The sequence below is a fragment of the Streptomyces sp. NPDC085937 genome (assembly GCF_044540535.1).
Taxonomy (GTDB): domain Bacteria; phylum Actinomycetota; class Actinomycetes; order Streptomycetales; family Streptomycetaceae; genus Streptomyces.
This window is the reverse complement of the sequence record NZ_JBITSH010000003.1, coordinates 49,361-63,611: the sequence shown is the minus strand read 5'-3', so window position 1 is coordinate 63,611 and position 14,251 is coordinate 49,361. Positions and strand designations below refer to the sequence as shown.

General features: G+C 72.6%; 17 protein-coding genes. 8 read left to right on the top strand and 9 right to left on the bottom strand.

Annotation, left to right across the window (positions count from 1 at the left end):
• The first annotated feature begins 23 nt into the window (after positions 1–23).
• Together ACIF8S_RS07385 and ACIF8S_RS07380 are read left to right on the top strand one after the other, a co-directional pair.
• A complete protein-coding gene (locus ACIF8S_RS07385; RefSeq protein ID WP_399998464.1) occupies positions 24–350 on the top strand; it encodes a winged helix-turn-helix transcriptional regulator in 327 nt (108 codons plus the stop codon).
• A gap of 231 nt (positions 351–581) precedes the next feature.
• Positions 582–1,088, top strand: coding sequence for a VOC family protein (locus tag ACIF8S_RS07380; RefSeq protein WP_399997890.1), 507 nt, complete (start codon positions 582–584; stop codon positions 1,086–1,088).
• Positions 1,089–1,160: 72 nt separating this feature from the next.
• Here the strand turns inward: ACIF8S_RS07380 and ACIF8S_RS07375 are convergent, their stop codons facing one another.
• The 3 genes from ACIF8S_RS07375 to ACIF8S_RS07365 all read right to left on the bottom strand — a co-directional run bounded on the left by ACIF8S_RS07375 (position 1,161) and on the right by ACIF8S_RS07365 (position 4,096).
• The gene (locus tag ACIF8S_RS07375) at positions 1,161–2,057 is read right to left on the bottom strand and encodes an NAD-dependent protein deacetylase (RefSeq protein WP_399997889.1); all 897 of its coding nucleotides are present in this window, start codon (positions 2,055–2,057) and stop codon (positions 1,161–1,163) included.
• A gap of 153 nt (positions 2,058–2,210) precedes the next feature.
• Complete coding sequence (locus ACIF8S_RS07370) at positions 2,211–3,365, bottom strand: AI-2E family transporter (RefSeq protein WP_399997888.1); 1,155 nt, start codon at positions 3,363–3,365, stop codon at positions 2,211–2,213.
• 119 nt (positions 3,366–3,484) lie between these two features.
• Positions 3,485–4,096 (bottom strand): TetR/AcrR family transcriptional regulator, encoded by a 612-nt coding sequence (locus ACIF8S_RS07365; RefSeq protein WP_399997886.1) that lies wholly within the window; start codon positions 4,094–4,096, stop codon positions 3,485–3,487.
• A 104-nt stretch (positions 4,097–4,200) separates the two neighbouring features.
• Between ACIF8S_RS07365 and ACIF8S_RS07360 the strand changes: the two genes are divergently transcribed.
• Positions 4,201–5,073 (top strand): alpha/beta fold hydrolase, encoded by an 873-nt coding sequence (locus ACIF8S_RS07360; protein ID WP_399997885.1) that lies wholly within the window; start codon positions 4,201–4,203, stop codon positions 5,071–5,073.
• Positions 5,074–5,184: 111 nt separating this feature from the next.
• Here ACIF8S_RS07360 and ACIF8S_RS07355 read toward each other — a convergent pair whose 3' ends face one another.
• Positions 5,185–5,811, bottom strand: a complete 627-nt coding sequence (locus tag ACIF8S_RS07355; protein ID WP_399997883.1) for a class I SAM-dependent methyltransferase — start codon at positions 5,809–5,811, stop codon at positions 5,185–5,187.
• 88 nt (positions 5,812–5,899) lie between these two features.
• On the opposite strand from ACIF8S_RS07355, the gene ACIF8S_RS07350 reads away from it, so the two are divergent.
• Entirely contained in the window at positions 5,900–6,499 is a 600-nt protein-coding gene (locus ACIF8S_RS07350; RefSeq protein ID WP_399997882.1) for a helix-turn-helix domain-containing protein, read from the top strand.
• Between the two features lie 91 nt (positions 6,500–6,590).
• On the opposite strand, the gene ACIF8S_RS07345 is transcribed toward ACIF8S_RS07350, so the two are convergent.
• The 3 genes from ACIF8S_RS07345 to ACIF8S_RS07335 form a co-directional block, all read right to left on the bottom strand.
• Positions 6,591–6,875, bottom strand: coding sequence for a GlsB/YeaQ/YmgE family stress response membrane protein (locus ACIF8S_RS07345; protein ID WP_150155222.1), 285 nt, complete (start codon positions 6,873–6,875; stop codon positions 6,591–6,593).
• Between the two features lie 64 nt (positions 6,876–6,939).
• Positions 6,940–7,776, bottom strand: a complete 837-nt coding sequence (locus tag ACIF8S_RS07340) for an endonuclease/exonuclease/phosphatase family protein (RefSeq protein WP_399997881.1) — start codon at positions 7,774–7,776, stop codon at positions 6,940–6,942.
• 165 nt (positions 7,777–7,941) lie between these two features.
• Positions 7,942–9,066, bottom strand: a complete 1,125-nt coding sequence (locus ACIF8S_RS07335) for a serine hydrolase domain-containing protein (RefSeq protein WP_399997880.1) — start codon at positions 9,064–9,066, stop codon at positions 7,942–7,944.
• A 153-nt stretch (positions 9,067–9,219) separates the two neighbouring features.
• Between ACIF8S_RS07335 and ACIF8S_RS07330 the strand changes: the two genes are divergently transcribed.
• On the top strand, positions 9,220–9,879 hold the full coding sequence (locus ACIF8S_RS07330) for a TetR/AcrR family transcriptional regulator (RefSeq protein ID WP_349794922.1): 660 nt from the start codon (positions 9,220–9,222) through the stop codon (positions 9,877–9,879).
• A 47-nt stretch (positions 9,880–9,926) separates the two neighbouring features.
• Here ACIF8S_RS07330 and ACIF8S_RS07325 read toward each other — a convergent pair whose 3' ends face one another.
• Positions 9,927–11,072, bottom strand: coding sequence for an RNA polymerase sigma factor (locus ACIF8S_RS07325; protein ID WP_399998462.1), 1,146 nt, complete (start codon positions 11,070–11,072; stop codon positions 9,927–9,929).
• Positions 11,073–11,080: 8 nt separating this feature from the next.
• On the bottom strand, positions 11,081–11,488 hold the full coding sequence (locus ACIF8S_RS07320; protein ID WP_349794923.1) for a YciI family protein: 408 nt from the start codon (positions 11,486–11,488) through the stop codon (positions 11,081–11,083).
• A gap of 173 nt (positions 11,489–11,661) precedes the next feature.
• On the opposite strand from ACIF8S_RS07320, the gene ACIF8S_RS07315 reads away from it, so the two are divergent.
• The 3 genes from ACIF8S_RS07315 to ACIF8S_RS07305 are packed head-to-tail and all read left to right on the top strand — an operon-like array spanning position 11,662 to position 14,251.
• Entirely contained in the window at positions 11,662–12,888 is a 1,227-nt protein-coding gene (locus ACIF8S_RS07315; protein WP_399997877.1) for a cation:proton antiporter, read from the top strand.
• Positions 12,889–12,926: 38 nt separating this feature from the next.
• Complete coding sequence (locus ACIF8S_RS07310) at positions 12,927–13,526, top strand: sulfite oxidase-like oxidoreductase (RefSeq protein ID WP_399997876.1); 600 nt, start codon at positions 12,927–12,929, stop codon at positions 13,524–13,526.
• Entirely contained in the window at positions 13,496–14,251 is a 756-nt protein-coding gene (locus tag ACIF8S_RS07305; protein ID WP_399997875.1) for a ferredoxin reductase, read from the top strand. Before ACIF8S_RS07310 ends, ACIF8S_RS07305 begins: the two co-directional genes overlap by 31 nt.

Below are 14,251 nucleotides of genomic sequence, written 5' to 3'. Positions count from 1 at the left end.
CGGGCCGCGAGCTGCGGATCGAGATGGCGCACCGCGAGCTGCTCGACCAGGTGCTGGACAAGTGGTCGCTGAGCGTCCTCAACGAACTCTGCGAACGGCCCTGCCGGTTCAACGACCTGCGCCGCGCCGTCCCCGCGGTGACCCAGAAGTCGCTCACCGCGACGCTGCGACGGCTCGAACGCAACGGCATCGTGGAGCGGAACGTCGTCAGCTCCCGTCCGGTCGCCGTCGAGTACCGGATCACCCCGCTGGGCAAGACCATGCGGCGCCCGGTCGACGTCCTGCTGGAGTGGGTCACGACCCACATGCCCGAGATCGAACGGGCCCGCCACGCCTTCGACCTGGAGTGACCCTCCGAGCCTCCGGGGGGCGCGACCACCGGCTCCGCAACCTCCGCGGCCCCGTGGGGGTCACCAACCCCCGCGGCCCCGCGGAGATCGTCGTCGCACTGGCCGAGGAGACCGGCCGACATCCGTGACGGCCGGTCACCCGCGGGATCTTGACCTCAACCGGACTTGAGTTTCTACGTTCGTCCTCGAGAGCCGCGGCACCGGCCCGCGGCGTCCACGAGGAGATGCGTCATGGACCAGCTCACGGCCCCGGCCGAGATCCCCGACCGCTACCACTACGCGGTGGTGCCGCACATCATGGTCGACGACGCCGCCGCGGCGATCGATTTCTACCGGCGGGCGTTCGGCGCGCGCGAGGACTTCCGCGTCGACGCGCCGGGCGGGGGAGTGCTGCACGCCGAGATCACTGTCGGCCGCTCGACGCTGATGCTGGGCGACGCGAGCGTCGAGGAGGCGGAGAACGCGTCCTTCGCCGCGCCCGCCTCACTCGGCGGCGGCACCTCCGTCACGCTGCACGTCTTCGTCCCGGACGTCGACAGCCTGGCCGCACGCGCGGAGGCCGAGGGCGCGGAGATCCTCCAGCCGCCGACCGACATGTTCCACGGGGACCGCACGGTGATCCTCCGGGACCCCTCGGGTCACCTGTGGGTGTTCCTCACCCACGTCGAGGACGTCACCGAGGACGAACTCAGGCGCCGCCTGGCCGCGGCCGTCCGGCCCGGGACGCCCACCCTGTGACATCACGTGGGCCCGGGCACCCGTCCGCCGGTGACATGAGGCCGCCACGCCTGCCACCGCACCGCACCGCGCTCAGGCCGCCGTGTCCTCGACGGTGACGCCCAGCCGGCCGGCCACGGTGGTGAGGGCGGGGCCGAGCGGCAGCTCGACCCGGGTCAGGGCGTGCCGGTCGCCCCGGGTGGGGTCCCGGTTGACGATCAGTACGGGCTTGCCGGCCCCTGCCGCCAGCCGGACGAACCGCAGACCGGACATCACCGTCAGCGACGACCCGAGGACCAGCAGCGAGGACGCCTGCTGGACCAGCCCCCGGCACAGCTCGACCCGCTGCGGCGGCACGGTCTCCCCGAAGAAGACCACGTCCGGCTTGAGGATTCCGCCGCAGACCGTGCAGGGCACCACGCGGAAGTCCCCGACCTGCTCGTCGGTGAGGTCGGCGTCGCCGTCGGGGTTGATGCCCGCGGCGACCGGTGAGAAGCCCGGGTTGGCCTCCTCCAGCCGCTCCGCCAGCTCACGGCGCGCGCTGACCGTCCCGCAGGACAGGCAGATCACCCGCTCCAGGCTGCCGTGCAGCTCCACGACCCCCTCGCTTCCGGCGGCCTGGTGCAGGCCGTCGACGTTCTGGGTGATCACGCCGGAGACCAGACCGTGGCGGGCGAACGCGGCCACGGCCCGGTGCCCGGCGTTGGGCAGGGCACGCCCGAAGGTGCGCCAGCCGAGGTGACTGCGAGCCCAGTAACGACGTCGGGCGGCGGCCTCGGCGACGAACTCCTGGTACGTCATCGGGGTGTGCCGGCTCAGGCTCCCGCCCTCGCCGCGGTAGTCGGGGATCCCGGACTCCGTGGAGATGCCGGCCCCACTGAGCACGAGCACACCGCCGGCGCGCAGCGCGTCGGCGACGGGTTCCAGGTCCGTGGTGCCCGGCGGAAGGTCGTCGGCCGGGGTCCAGCTCAAAGTGGGGCGCACACGCATGTCCACCAGGGTACGGAACGGCCGCGAGCCCCCGGCGATCTTGTGATCCGGTAGACCGCGAGCGCGTACAAGACCCGGTCGACGCACGAGAGCCCCGAGCAGCTGCCTTCGCCGACCAAGCCGCCCGGCAGCGAGAGGCTTTGCCCGCTCTCCTCAGTCCGTCCGGCGTCCCGTACCCGGGCCGCCCCCCTCCGCGGCCGTTTCTTTCCCGTCCTCGTCCTCGTCCCCGTTCCGCAGCGCCTGGCGGACCGACCACACCGTCGCCACCAGCGGCACGGCCACCACCGCGCCCACGACGCCCGCCGCGACCGCGCCCGCCACCACCGACAGGGCCACGACGACGGGATGCAGACGCACGGCCCAGCTCAGCACGAGCGGGTGCAGCACATGCCCCTCCAGCTGGCCGATGACCACGATCAGCGCCAGCACGATCAGGGCGGTCACCGGCCCCTTGGACGCGAGCGCGACGACGGAGGCGACCGCCAGCGCCACGGGGGAGCCGATCAGCGGGACGAAGGCGGCGGCGAACTCCAGCACCGCCAGCGGCACGGCGAGCGGCACCCCGAGGGCGAACAGCGCCAGACCCACCAGGACCGCGTTGGTCACGGCCACCAGCAGGATGCCGTGGGTGTAGCCGGTGAACGTCCGCCAGGCCGCGGCGCCCGCGGCCGACCAGGGCCGCCGCGCCGACGGGGGCAGCTGATCGCAGAACCACCGCCAGTGCCGGTCCCCGGAGTGGATGAAGAACACCGCGCAGAACAGGGCGAGGGCGAGCACCGTGAGGACCTCCACGACCCGCCCCACACCGCTGAGCGCCGTGCTCACCACGGTGGCGCGATGGCTGGAGAGCAGATCGCCGACACGGGACTGGAGGTCGTCGAACACGGTCGGTGACAGGCGGAACGGCGGCTGCTCCAGCCACCGCTCGACCCGGTCCACGCCGGACACGAACTCCTTCTCCAGCGTGGTGCGTTGTCCGGCGATGGTCTCGGCCACCAGGGCGAGCCCGCCGAGCACCAGCGCCAACCCGCCGACGACCGCCGCCGCCACGGCGAGCGCGCGCGGCAGGAACCGGGCGAACAGGCCGGCCACGGGACGGAGCACCGCGGTGAACACCAGGCCGAGGAAGACGGCGACCGCGATGCGGTGGAACTGTCCCAGCACCGAGAACGCGGCCCGTACGACGACCCCGACCGCGATGAGCCGCCACGCGTACGCGGCGGCGGTCCGCAGCACGACCGGCACCCGCGCGACGGTGCCGTGGGCGCGAGGGCCGGGCGGGGCGGCCGGATCGGGGGGCGTGGACATCTCCTGCCACGTACCACTGGGCGTCCCCGGGCCAACGCGGGCGGCCCGGGATTCGCCCGCATGAGCACCGCGAGAGGACCGCGGGAGGGCCGCACGCGCGCACCGCACCCGGCGCACGGTCACACCCGTGCCAGCAGCTCCTCCGCCATCGCGCGGGCGTCCCGCAGGCACCGGCTGTCGCCTTCCAGGCCCGCCCGGACCATCGCCCCTTCCAGCAGGAACGCCACATGCCGCGCCGTCGTCCGGGCGGTGTCGGGCCGGTCGGGCAACAGTGCCGCGAGGTGCTCACCGATCAGCCGCTCCACCTCCTCCTTGTGCCGGCGCACCTGGGTCCGGCCTTCGTGTCCTGCGGGCATCTCCCCGGCGGCGTTGAGCAGCCCGCACCCGCGGAAGTCCTCCCCGTCCCCGGTGTCGGCGCCGTCGATGTAGGTGTCGAACACGGCCAGCACGCCGTCGCGCGGAGCCGGCGACGCCCCCACCCGTGCGCGGTACCGCTCCAGCCAGTCCTCGTGCCGTCCGTCCAGGTACGCCCGTACGAGATCGGACTTGGAGGAGAAGTTGTTGTAGAGGCTCATCTTCGCCACGCCGGCCTCGGCGGTGATGGTGTCGATGCCGGTGGCCGTCACGCCGTCGCGGTAGAAGCGCCGCCCCGCGGCCACCAGGATCCGCTCCCGCGCCGGCCGCCGCCGCCCCGCTCCCGGTGTCTCCGCCGCCTGCTGCCGTTCGGTCATGACTCCCCCCTCGCTGGGTAGACTGGTCTACCTAGTCTACGGGACATGGCGCGGCCGACCGGCCATCACCGTCCCTCCGCCCCCGGCCCCCCGAGGAAGGCATGATGACGACCCTGACCGACCACCTCATCGTCGACGGAGTGCGTGTGGCCTACCGGGAGGGCGGCAGCGGCGAGCCGGTGGTCTTCCTCCACGGCACGCCCTCCCACTCCTACGAATGGCGCCATGTCGTCCCCCACGTGGAAGCGGCCGGTCACCGCACCCTCACCTACGACCTGCCGGGCTACGGCCTTTCCGAGCGCCCGGCGCACCGCGACACCTCGGTCGCCGCCCAGACCGACCTCCTCGGCCACCTCCTCGACGCCCTCGGCCTCGACCGGGTCAGCCTCGTCGCGCACGACATCGGCGGTGCCGTCGCCCTGCGCTTCGCCCTCGCGCACCCCGGCCGGGTGAGACGCCTGATGGTCATGGACTCGGTGAGCTACGACTCATGGCCCTCCGCCACCTGGCGCCGGATCATCGACGAGGAGCTGGACGACCACGCGGCCATGTCGCAGGAGGCGTTCGACGACCTGCTGACCCGGCAGCTGACGATGACGGTCGCCGACAAGTCGCTGATGAGCGGTGACGTCCTGCGGGCCTACCTGGCGCCCCACGCGTCCCGGCTGGGCCGCGCATCCTTCTTCGAGCACCAGGTGCGCCACTACGACTCCCGGTACACCGAGGAGATCGCCGACCGGCTCGGCCGGCTCACCCTGCCCGTCCGCATCCTGTGGGGGGCGGAGGACGAGTGGCAGCCCGTGCGCTACGCCGAGCGTCTGCGCGACGACATCCCCGGCGCCGAGCTCGTCGTGATCCCCGGCGCCGGGCACTTCCTCATGGAGGACGCCCCCGAGCGTGTCGTCCGCGAGATCATCGACTTCCTCGGCTCCGGCAGCGAGGAGAACCCGACGGGATCCCCCGAACCGGCACGGTGACCATCAGCGGCCGGTCGTGCCGTCGCCGCCGTCCGTACGGGGCGGCGGGGTGTCGTGATTCCGGTGAGGGCGTTCGGTGCCGGGCACGGTGGTCTTCTTCCTCATCCGCGGTCAGGCGGTGCGGCGGACGAGCAGCACATGGTCGGTCACCTCGGCGGTGCGGCCGTCCGGACCGGTCGCGACACGGCGGGACGCGTCCGCCCGCTCCACCGTCCAGATCGCCGGGTCGAGGTCCATCCCCGCCGCGACCTCCCGCGCACTCGGATGACGGATCGCGGGGTCCTGGTCCCACGACCACGGGGCGGTCGAACCGTGGTCCACCACCAGCAGGCGCCCGCCCGGCCGCAGCGCCCGGGCGGCCGAGCGCAGGACGGCGGACCGCTCCAGTTCGTACGGCGTGTGCAGGTAGTGCGCGGTGACCAGGTCGAACGCGCCGGGCGGGAACGACGCGCGCAGGTCCAGCCGTACGGCCGTGACCTGGTCGTGCAGGCCGTGCGAGCGGGCCAGGGTCGTGAGCCGCTCGACCGCCACGGCCGAGATGTCCGCCGCCGTGACCCGCCAGCCCTGCCGGGCCAGCCACAGCGCGTCGCCGCCGGAGCCGCAGCCCAGGTCCAGGGCGTCGCCCGGCCGCAGTTCCTTCACCGTCTCCGTCAGGCGGGCGTTGGGGGAGGGGCTGTCCGCAGCCGGCCGGGCCGCGTGGACGCCGTCCCAGAAGGTGACCGCATCGTTCGCGCTCATCGAGACTCCTCAGGTCGTCGGGGGCCCCAGTCTCGGCAGCCGAACACCGATCCGGCACGGAATCTTGCCGTTGTGGCAAGCTGGCCCGATGAACCGGGCGACGGACGACGACGTGCTCGACGCCGTGGGGCCACGGCTCCGCGCGCTGCGCCGGGACCGTGGACTCACCCTCGCGGACGTGGCGGCGACGACCGGCGTGTCCGAGAGCACCCTGTCCCGGCTGGAGAGCGGACAGCGCCGGGCGACCCTGGAACTGCTGCTGCCGCTGTCCCGCACCTACGACGTCCCGCTGGACGACCTCGTGGGCGCACCCCGCACCGGCGACCCGCGGATCCACTTGAAGCCGGTCACCCGGTTCGGGATGACCTTCGTCCCGCTGTCCCGCCGCCCGGGCGGGGTTCACGCGTTCAAGCTGATCATCCCCGCCCGGCCGAACCCCGCCGAACCGACGCCCCAGACCCACGAGGGCTTCGAGTGGCTCTACGTGTTCAACGGCCGGCTGCGGCTCCTCGTCGGTGAGCGCGACCTGACGCTGTCACCCGGCGAGGCCGCCGAGTTCGACACCTCCCTGCCGCACTGGCTGGGCAGCGCGGACGGCAACACGGTCGAACTGCTCGTCCTGTTCGGCCTCCAGGGCGTACGCGCCCACCTCCGTACCGACCCCCGCGCCGGACACGACCGGCCGTGAGCATGCGGAAGGCCCCCGTCCGAGGACGGGGGCCTTCCGCATGGCAGGCGGCCACCTGCGGTGGTGTCACCTCACACCGGCCAACGCACGGTCAGGCGTGCGCGTGACCGCCCCGGTGGCTGCGACCCGCGAACACCCGGTACAGGGCAAGGAGAATGACGGAGCCGATGATGGCCGCGATCCACGTGGACAGATCGAAGAAGCCGTCGATGGAGTCCACCCCGAAGATCACCTTGCCGAGGAAGCCACCCAGCAGACCTCCCGCGATACCGATGAGCATGGTGATGATGATGCCGCCCGGGTCCTTGCCCGGCATGAGCGCCTTGGCGATGGCGCCGGCAATCAGACCGATGAAAATCCAAGCGATGATGCCCATCAAAAGACTCCCTTGTAGTCGGTTCGTCGAACGTGTTTCCACGATTCGCGCCTTCTAACAGGAGTCAGCTCGCCGTGACGTCGGTGTGCAGCAGATGGTGGTCGGAGTACGCGCTGTCCAGCACCTCGTGCCCCAGGGCCGAAAGGCCCCGCAGGAACACGTAGTCGAACTTGCTCTGCCAGTCGGTCGTCGCCTCGCAGTCGCCGGCGGAGGAGGGCCGGCAGCCGGCGTCCGTGTCCTCGGCGAGCGCCCACATCGGGGCGAGTTCGGGGGATTCCGGTACGGCGTTGAAGTCGCCGAGCACGATGGCGCGGTCGTACCGCGCGACCTGCGGCGCGAGCACCCGGATCTGCTCCTCGCGCACCGACTCCTGACGCCGCTGCGCCAGGTGCGTGTTGAAGACCCGCACCGGCTGTCCGGCCACCTCGGTGGAGACGGCGAGGTAGCCGCGGTCCTCCGACCCGCCGTGCGGGTACTCCTCGAGGACGACGTCGGTCATCGGGGCCGCCGACAGCAGCGCCTGCCCGTAGCCCCCCGGCTTCCACGGAGCTCCCCCGCAGCGGCTCCAGTTGCGCAGCACCGGCCCGTACTCGACGTGGTAGACCAGCCCGTGCAGGTTGGCCAGGTGGTCCCTGATCCGCTCGACGTCCCGTACGCACGCCTCCTGCAGACCGACGATCTGGGGGGCGTACCTGGCGATCTCCGCCGCCCGGTCGACGTTGTCCTGGTCGCAGGGGTTGCAGAGGTTCCACGTCATGACCCGGTTCGGCACCACGTCCTTGGCGGCGTCGGCCGGCACCGTCCTGGCGAAGGGAAGGCCGACGGGTGTGCTGGGACCCAGCACCAGCATGCCGGTCACCGCCACGACGCCCGCGAGCAACCACGCACCCCTACCGAACACCCCCGCCTCCTCGACGTGGACCCGCACCGCACCCGGTGTCTCCTGCGACGAGGGTAGGCGACGAGGGTGTCAGCACCGCGTGAGGGCCGCTCGTCCCCCGCGGAAGGGGAGTTGACGCCGCTCGGGACGACGGGCGCGGGGGAGCGGTCCGTGACCGGACCGCCGTCAGCCGTACATCGCCAGGCGGTGGAAGGCCTCCAGCGCCGCGTCGACGGCGTGGGGCCGCGGACGGCCGGAGGCGTCGAGTTCGTTCCACCGCTGGAGGTTGACCGCGACGCACCACTGCCGGCCGCCGTCGGCGCGGGCCATGGCCAGCGCCCCGCCGCCCCAGACGGTGCCGCCGTGCCCCCAGTACGTCTCCTGCCCGGGGCCCGCGGTCTCCATCGGGTGCAGACCGAGGCCGTAGTCGATCGTCCTGCCTTCCTGCGACACGACGGGAACGGTGCGCCGCATCTCCGCCAGCGAGGACGGGCCGACGATCTCACCGGCCGACAGCAGGGCGTGGAAGCGATTGAGATCCGAGACGGTCGAGACCAGCGATGCCGAGGGGCCCACCCACGACATGTCGTGGACGCTGTGGTCGCGCGGCGGATCGATCATGCCGAACCACGACTCGTAGAGGCACGAGTGCGGTCCGTCGACGTGTGCCCCGACGGCGAGTTCGGTGTCCCGCAGCCCCGCGGGCCCGATGACGTCACGTGCGACGCACCCCTCGGCGGAGAGGCCGGTCACTTTCTCCAACAGCTGCCCCAGCAGCAGGTAGTTGGTGTTCGAGTACACCCCGGGAGTGCCGCCCGGGACCCCGACGGCCGGCGCGGCGACCCCCATCCCGATCAGCTCCACGGGATCGAACCGGGTGAACCGCAGCTCCTCCAGGCTCTCCGGCCCCGTCTCCGCGAGCGCCGGGAACGCCTTCAGCGACGGATAGGCGTAGGGAAGGTACTCGGCGAGACCACTGGTGTGGTTCAGCAGCATCCGTACCGTGACGGCGTCCCCGCGCGCGCCCGGGACCAGCTCCGGCAGATACCGCGAGACCGGCGTGTCGAGCCCGATCAGCCCGGCCTCGACCTGCCGCAGCACGGCGGCGGCGGTGAAGGTCTTCGTGACGCTGCCGACGCGGTGCCGCATCCCGGCGGTGACGGGCCGCCCCGTCGTCACGTCGGCCACCCCGGCGGCGCCTCGCCAGACCTGTTCGCCGTCCCGCACCTCGGCGAACAGCCCCGGCATCCCGGCGCGGTGCACGGCCTCGAGGGCCGCGTCCAGCGCGTCCGTGTCCAGGCGGTTTTCCATGACGTGCCTCCCTTCGGCTCCGGGCCGGGCGCCCGCGAGGGGCGATGCCGGGCCCGCTCATGCACCCATTATGCACGCGGTGCGTGCAACGCCAAGTGTATAAGTTAGGGTGGACCCCGGACGACCCGGGACGATCACGGCGGGAGGAACGCGATGGCAGGCCGCAGGCGCTGGTCGACCGAGGAGATCCTGGACGCGGCGGCGGACCTGCTGCGCACGAGCGACGCCGAGTCGTTCAGCGTGCGCAAGCTGGCGGCGGTGCTCGGCACCGACTCCTCCAGCCTCTACCGGCACTTCCGCAGCAAGACCGAACTGCTGCGCGCGGTCGCCGACCGCACCCTCCTCGCCGCCCTGGACGGCTACCGCCCCGAGGGCGACTGGCGCCGGCGCATCACGTCCCTGGCCCTGCGGATCAGGGACGCCTTCGGCCGGCAGCCGCAGCTCGCGGCGGTCTGGGGCCGCTACGCGTCGAGCGGCACCGGTTCCCGGCTGATCATGGAGGAAGTGCTCCAGGCGCTGCGCGCGTCCGGCCTGCCGGACGAGGAGGTCCCGGCGCACTACCACCGTCTGGCGGTACTCATCGCCGCGCTGATCGCCTCCGACGCCGGCATCGGCACGGTGACGGCCGAGGAGCGGGAACAGGGCCTGGAGCTGTTCCGCGTCGCGGTCCTGGGCGCCGACCCCGAGCGCTTCCCGGCGCTGGCCCACTTCGCCCGCGACGTCCGCCCGCTCGGCGCGGACCGCTCCGCCGCCTTCGAGGAGATCCTCGCCGCCCACCTCGACCACATTCAGGCCGCCGTCGAGCGCGGCTGACGGCTCGCCCCGTTTCGGGGGAGGACGAGCGCCTCCCGGCGACGTGCTCAGCGGCGCCCGCGGGTGTTCAGCCGGGCCGCCTGACGCGTCAGATGGTCGCGCTCGGCGAGGTTCGGGGCCTTCAGCGCGGCCTCGGCATACAGCGCCGCGGCCTTCCCCGGGTCACCGTCGCGCTCATGGAGGTACGCCGCGACCGCCGCGTACCGGGGAAGCGAGTCGTCCAGCGTCGCGAGCTCCGCAAGCCCGGCCCGCGGCCCGTCCGCCTCGCCGACGGCCACCGCCCGGTTGAGCCGCACCACCGGGCTGCCGGTCAGCCGGACGAGTTCGTCGTACCACTCGACGATCTGCACCCAGTCCGTCTCCTCGGCGCTCCGCGCGTCGGCGTGCAGCGCCGCGACGGCGGCCTGCGCCTGGAACTCGCCCAGCTGGTCACGGGCCAGGGCCGCCTGGAGGATGCCGATGCCCTCGGCGATCAGGGTCGTGTCCCACCGGCCGCGGTCCTGCTCGGCCAGCGGCACCAGACTCCCGTCGGACGCGGTACGGGCCGCCCGCCGCGCGTGGTGGAGCAGCATGAGCGAGAGCAGCCCCGCCACCTCCGGGTGGTCGATCACAGCCGCGAGCTGCCGGGTGAGCCGGATCGCCTCGGCCGCCAGGTCGACATCGCCCGAATAGCCCTCGTTGAACACCAGGTACAGGACCCGCAGCACCGTGGACACGTCGCCGGGCCTGTCGAACCGCACGCCGGAGACGGTGCGCTTGGCGCGGCTGATGCGCTGCGCCATGGTCGCCTCCGGTACCACGTACGCCTGCGCGATCTGCCGCGTGGTCAGTCCGCCGACGGCCCGCAGGGTGAGCGCGACCGCGGACGCCGGCGTCAGCGACGGGTGGGCGCACAGGAAGTACAGCTGGAGCGTGTCGTCCACCGAGGGCGCGGGCCCGGGCGGCGGCTCCTCCTCGACCCGGTCCTCACGCCTGCGGCGCGCGGTGTCGGCCCGCGTCGCGTCGAGGAACCGGCGCCAGGCCACGGTGACCAGCCAGCCCTGCGGATCGCGCGGCGGGTCCTCCGGCCAGACGCGGACCGCCTCCACCAGCGCCTCCTGCACGGCGTCCTCGGCCGCCGCGAAGTCAGCTCCGCGGCGGACGAGGATCCCGAGCACACGCGGGGTGAGCGCCCTGAGCAGCGCCTCGTCCATCGGCGAGGTCACTCGGTGACGGTGGGGTGCGCGGTGAGGAAGGGGCGCACCTCGAGCCACTCGTGGATCGGCCTGCCGCCCGCGCCGGGCGCGGCCGACAGCTCCCCGGCCAGTTCGACGGCGCGCTCGTGGCTGTCGACGTCGATCACCATCCACCCGGCGATGAGGTCCTTGGTCTCGGCGAACGGCCCGTCGGTCACCGGCGGACGCCCTTCGCCGTCGTACCGGACCCACGACCCCTCGGGCGCCAGCGCCTGGGCGTCGACGAACTCGCCGGTCTTCTCCAGCCGGGCGGCGAAGTCGTTCATGTAGCCCACGTGCGCGGAGATCTCCTCCGGGGTCCACCGGTCCATCGGGACGTCGTTCACCGGGTCCGGAGCGCCGCGGTAGTGCTTCAGCAGCAGGTACTTGGCCATCGTGGATCTCTCCTCGGTGTGGTGCGACCCATTGTCGTCGCGTTCACAGCGGGGACGGAGCCGGACGACGGTTCTCGACACCACCGGCGAAGATTCTTTCCAGGCGTCCGGACAGGATGCGTGGCCCACGTCGTGTGTGCATGGTGGGAGGGTCCGAGGCCACGGGAGCCACCATGTCGTACGACAACCTGGTCATCGTGCTCGCCGTGGCCGCGGCCGTTCCGTTCCTCCTCGCCCTGGTGCCCCGCCTGCCACTGCCCGGCCCGGTCCTGGAGATCGTGGCCGGAGTCGTCCTCGGACCGGCGGTCCTGAACTGGGTCCAGCCCGACGGGACGGTCGAGGCACTGTCGGTCATCGGGCTGGGCTTCCTGCTGTTCCTCGCCGGACTGGAGATCGACTTCGAACGCTGGCGCGGACCGGCCGCACGGCTCGTCGGCCTGGGCCTGGCCGCCACGCTCGCCCTCGCCGCCGCCGTCGGCTGGTCGCTGGACCTCGCCGGGCTGGTCGAGAGCCCGCTGCTGGTCGGCATCGCCCTGGTGGCCACGTCCCTCGGACTGCTCATCCCGGTCCTCAAGGACGCCGGCGCGGCCGACCGCCCGGTCGGACAGCTGGTCATCGGGGGCGCGTCCGCCGGGGAGTTCTGCGCGGTGATCCTGCTGTCGCTGTTCTTCTCCGAGCACGCCTCCGGCCTCGCCTCACGGCTGCTCCTGCTGCTGGGCCTGGCCTGCCTGACGGTGCTCGTCGTCGTGACGTCGATCCGCGCCACCCGCTCCCGGTGGCTGTCCAGGACCGTGACCGGCCTGGCGGACACCAGCGCCCAGATCCGGGTCCGGCTGACGATGCTGCTGATCGTCGGCCTGTCCGCGCTGGCCATGCACCTCGGCTTCGAGGCCGTCCTGGGCGCCTTCGTCGCCGGGGCCGTGCTCCGCCTGGTCGACCCGGACGCCGAGAGCCGGCACCCCCAGTTCCACACCAAGCTCGACGGCATCGGCTACGGCTTCCTCGTCCCCGTCTTCTTCGTCACCAGCGGCATCCAGTTCGACCTCGTGGCGCTGTTCGCCGACGCCGGCACCGTCCTGCGGGTGCCGCTGTTCCTCGCGGCCCTGCTGCTCGTGCGCGGACTGCCCGCACTGCTCTACCGCGGGGCGGGCCTCTCCCGCGCGGAGCTCGTCGCCGCCGGACTCCTGCAGGCCACGTCCCTGCCGCTGATCGTGGCGGCCACGACGATCGGGGTGCGGCTCGACGCCATCCGGCCGGAGAACGCGGCCGCGCTGGTGGCCGCGGGACTGCTGTCCTGCATCGTCTTTCCCCTGGTGGCCCTGCCCCTGCTCGGCCGCACGGACACCGCGCCCGCGCGGGGCGACGGTCCCGCCGAGATGCCGGGCCGCCCCGACTCCTGAAAAATGGGGACTGCCCGCTCGGAGAATGGGGATGCGACATGGCCGTCATTTCACGCGGGTTCCACGGTCGGGCGCGGGACGAGGGACACGAACTGCCTCCCGGGCAGTACGAGACCACCGGATTCCCCGTGCTGTCCGCGGGCCCCACGCCGGAAGTGAGCCTCGACGACTGGGAGTTCACCATCCGCACCGAGACGGGTGTGCGACACCTGTGGAACTGGGAAGAGCTGATGGCGCTGCCCTCCCAGACCCCGACCGTCGACCTGCACTGCGTGACCAAGTGGTCGAAGTTCGGCACCCGATGGCAGGGCGTCTCCCTGGACGTCCTGCTGGAGGACGTCGAGTCCGGCGCCGAGTACGCCCTCGTCCACTCCTACGGCGACTACACCACGAACATCCCGGTGGAGGACCTCCTCGACGGGCGGGCATGGATCGCCTACCGCTACGACGACGACGAGATCCCCCCGGAACACGGAGGTCCGGCGCGCCTCCTCGTCCCGCACCTGTACTTCTGGAAGTCCGCGAAGTGGGTGCGCGGCATCCAGCTGCTCGACGAGGAGGAACGCGGCTTCTGGGAGACCGTCGGCTACCACGATTACGGTGACCCATGGCGCGAGCAGCGGTATCAGGGCGACTAGGCGGGCGGCTGCTCTGGCTGCCGGCCCGCCTGACCGAGCGGCGGGACGAGTCGGACAACGCCCGCACCCTCGTCTTCGACGTACCCGGCTGGCCGGGCCATCTGGCGGGGCAGCACGTCGACGTGCGGCTCACGGCGGAGGACGGCTACAGCACCCAGCGCAGCTACTCCATCGCCTCGGCGTCCGACGGCGAACGCGTCGAGCTGACCGTCGAGCGGGTCGACGACGGCGAGGTGTCGCCGTATCTGGTGGACGACCTCGCGGTGGGTGACCTGGTGGAGCTGCGCGGGCCGGTCGGCGGCTGGTTCGTCTGGCGGCCCGACGTCCAGCGGGAGCCCGTCCTCCTCGTCGGCGGCGGTTCGGGCCTGGTACCGCTCATGGCCATGATCCGCACCCGGCGCGCCGCCGCCAGCCGCGTCCCCTTCCGGCTGGTGTACAGCCTGCGCGGCCCCGAGTCGCAGCTGTTCGTGAGCGACCTGCGGACGGACGACCCGGGGCTCGACAAGACCTTCCTCTACAGCCGCTCCGCTCCGGAGCGCTGGCCGCGGCCTCCCGGGCGTATCACCGCGAACGATCTCACCGTCGCGGGATGGCCGCCGGACTTCGAGCCGACCTGCTACGTCTGCGGATCCACCGGATTCGTCGAAACGGCGGCCGGTCTGCTCGTGGCACTCGGACACGACCCCGGCCGCATCCGGACCGAACGTTTCGGACCCACCGGATGA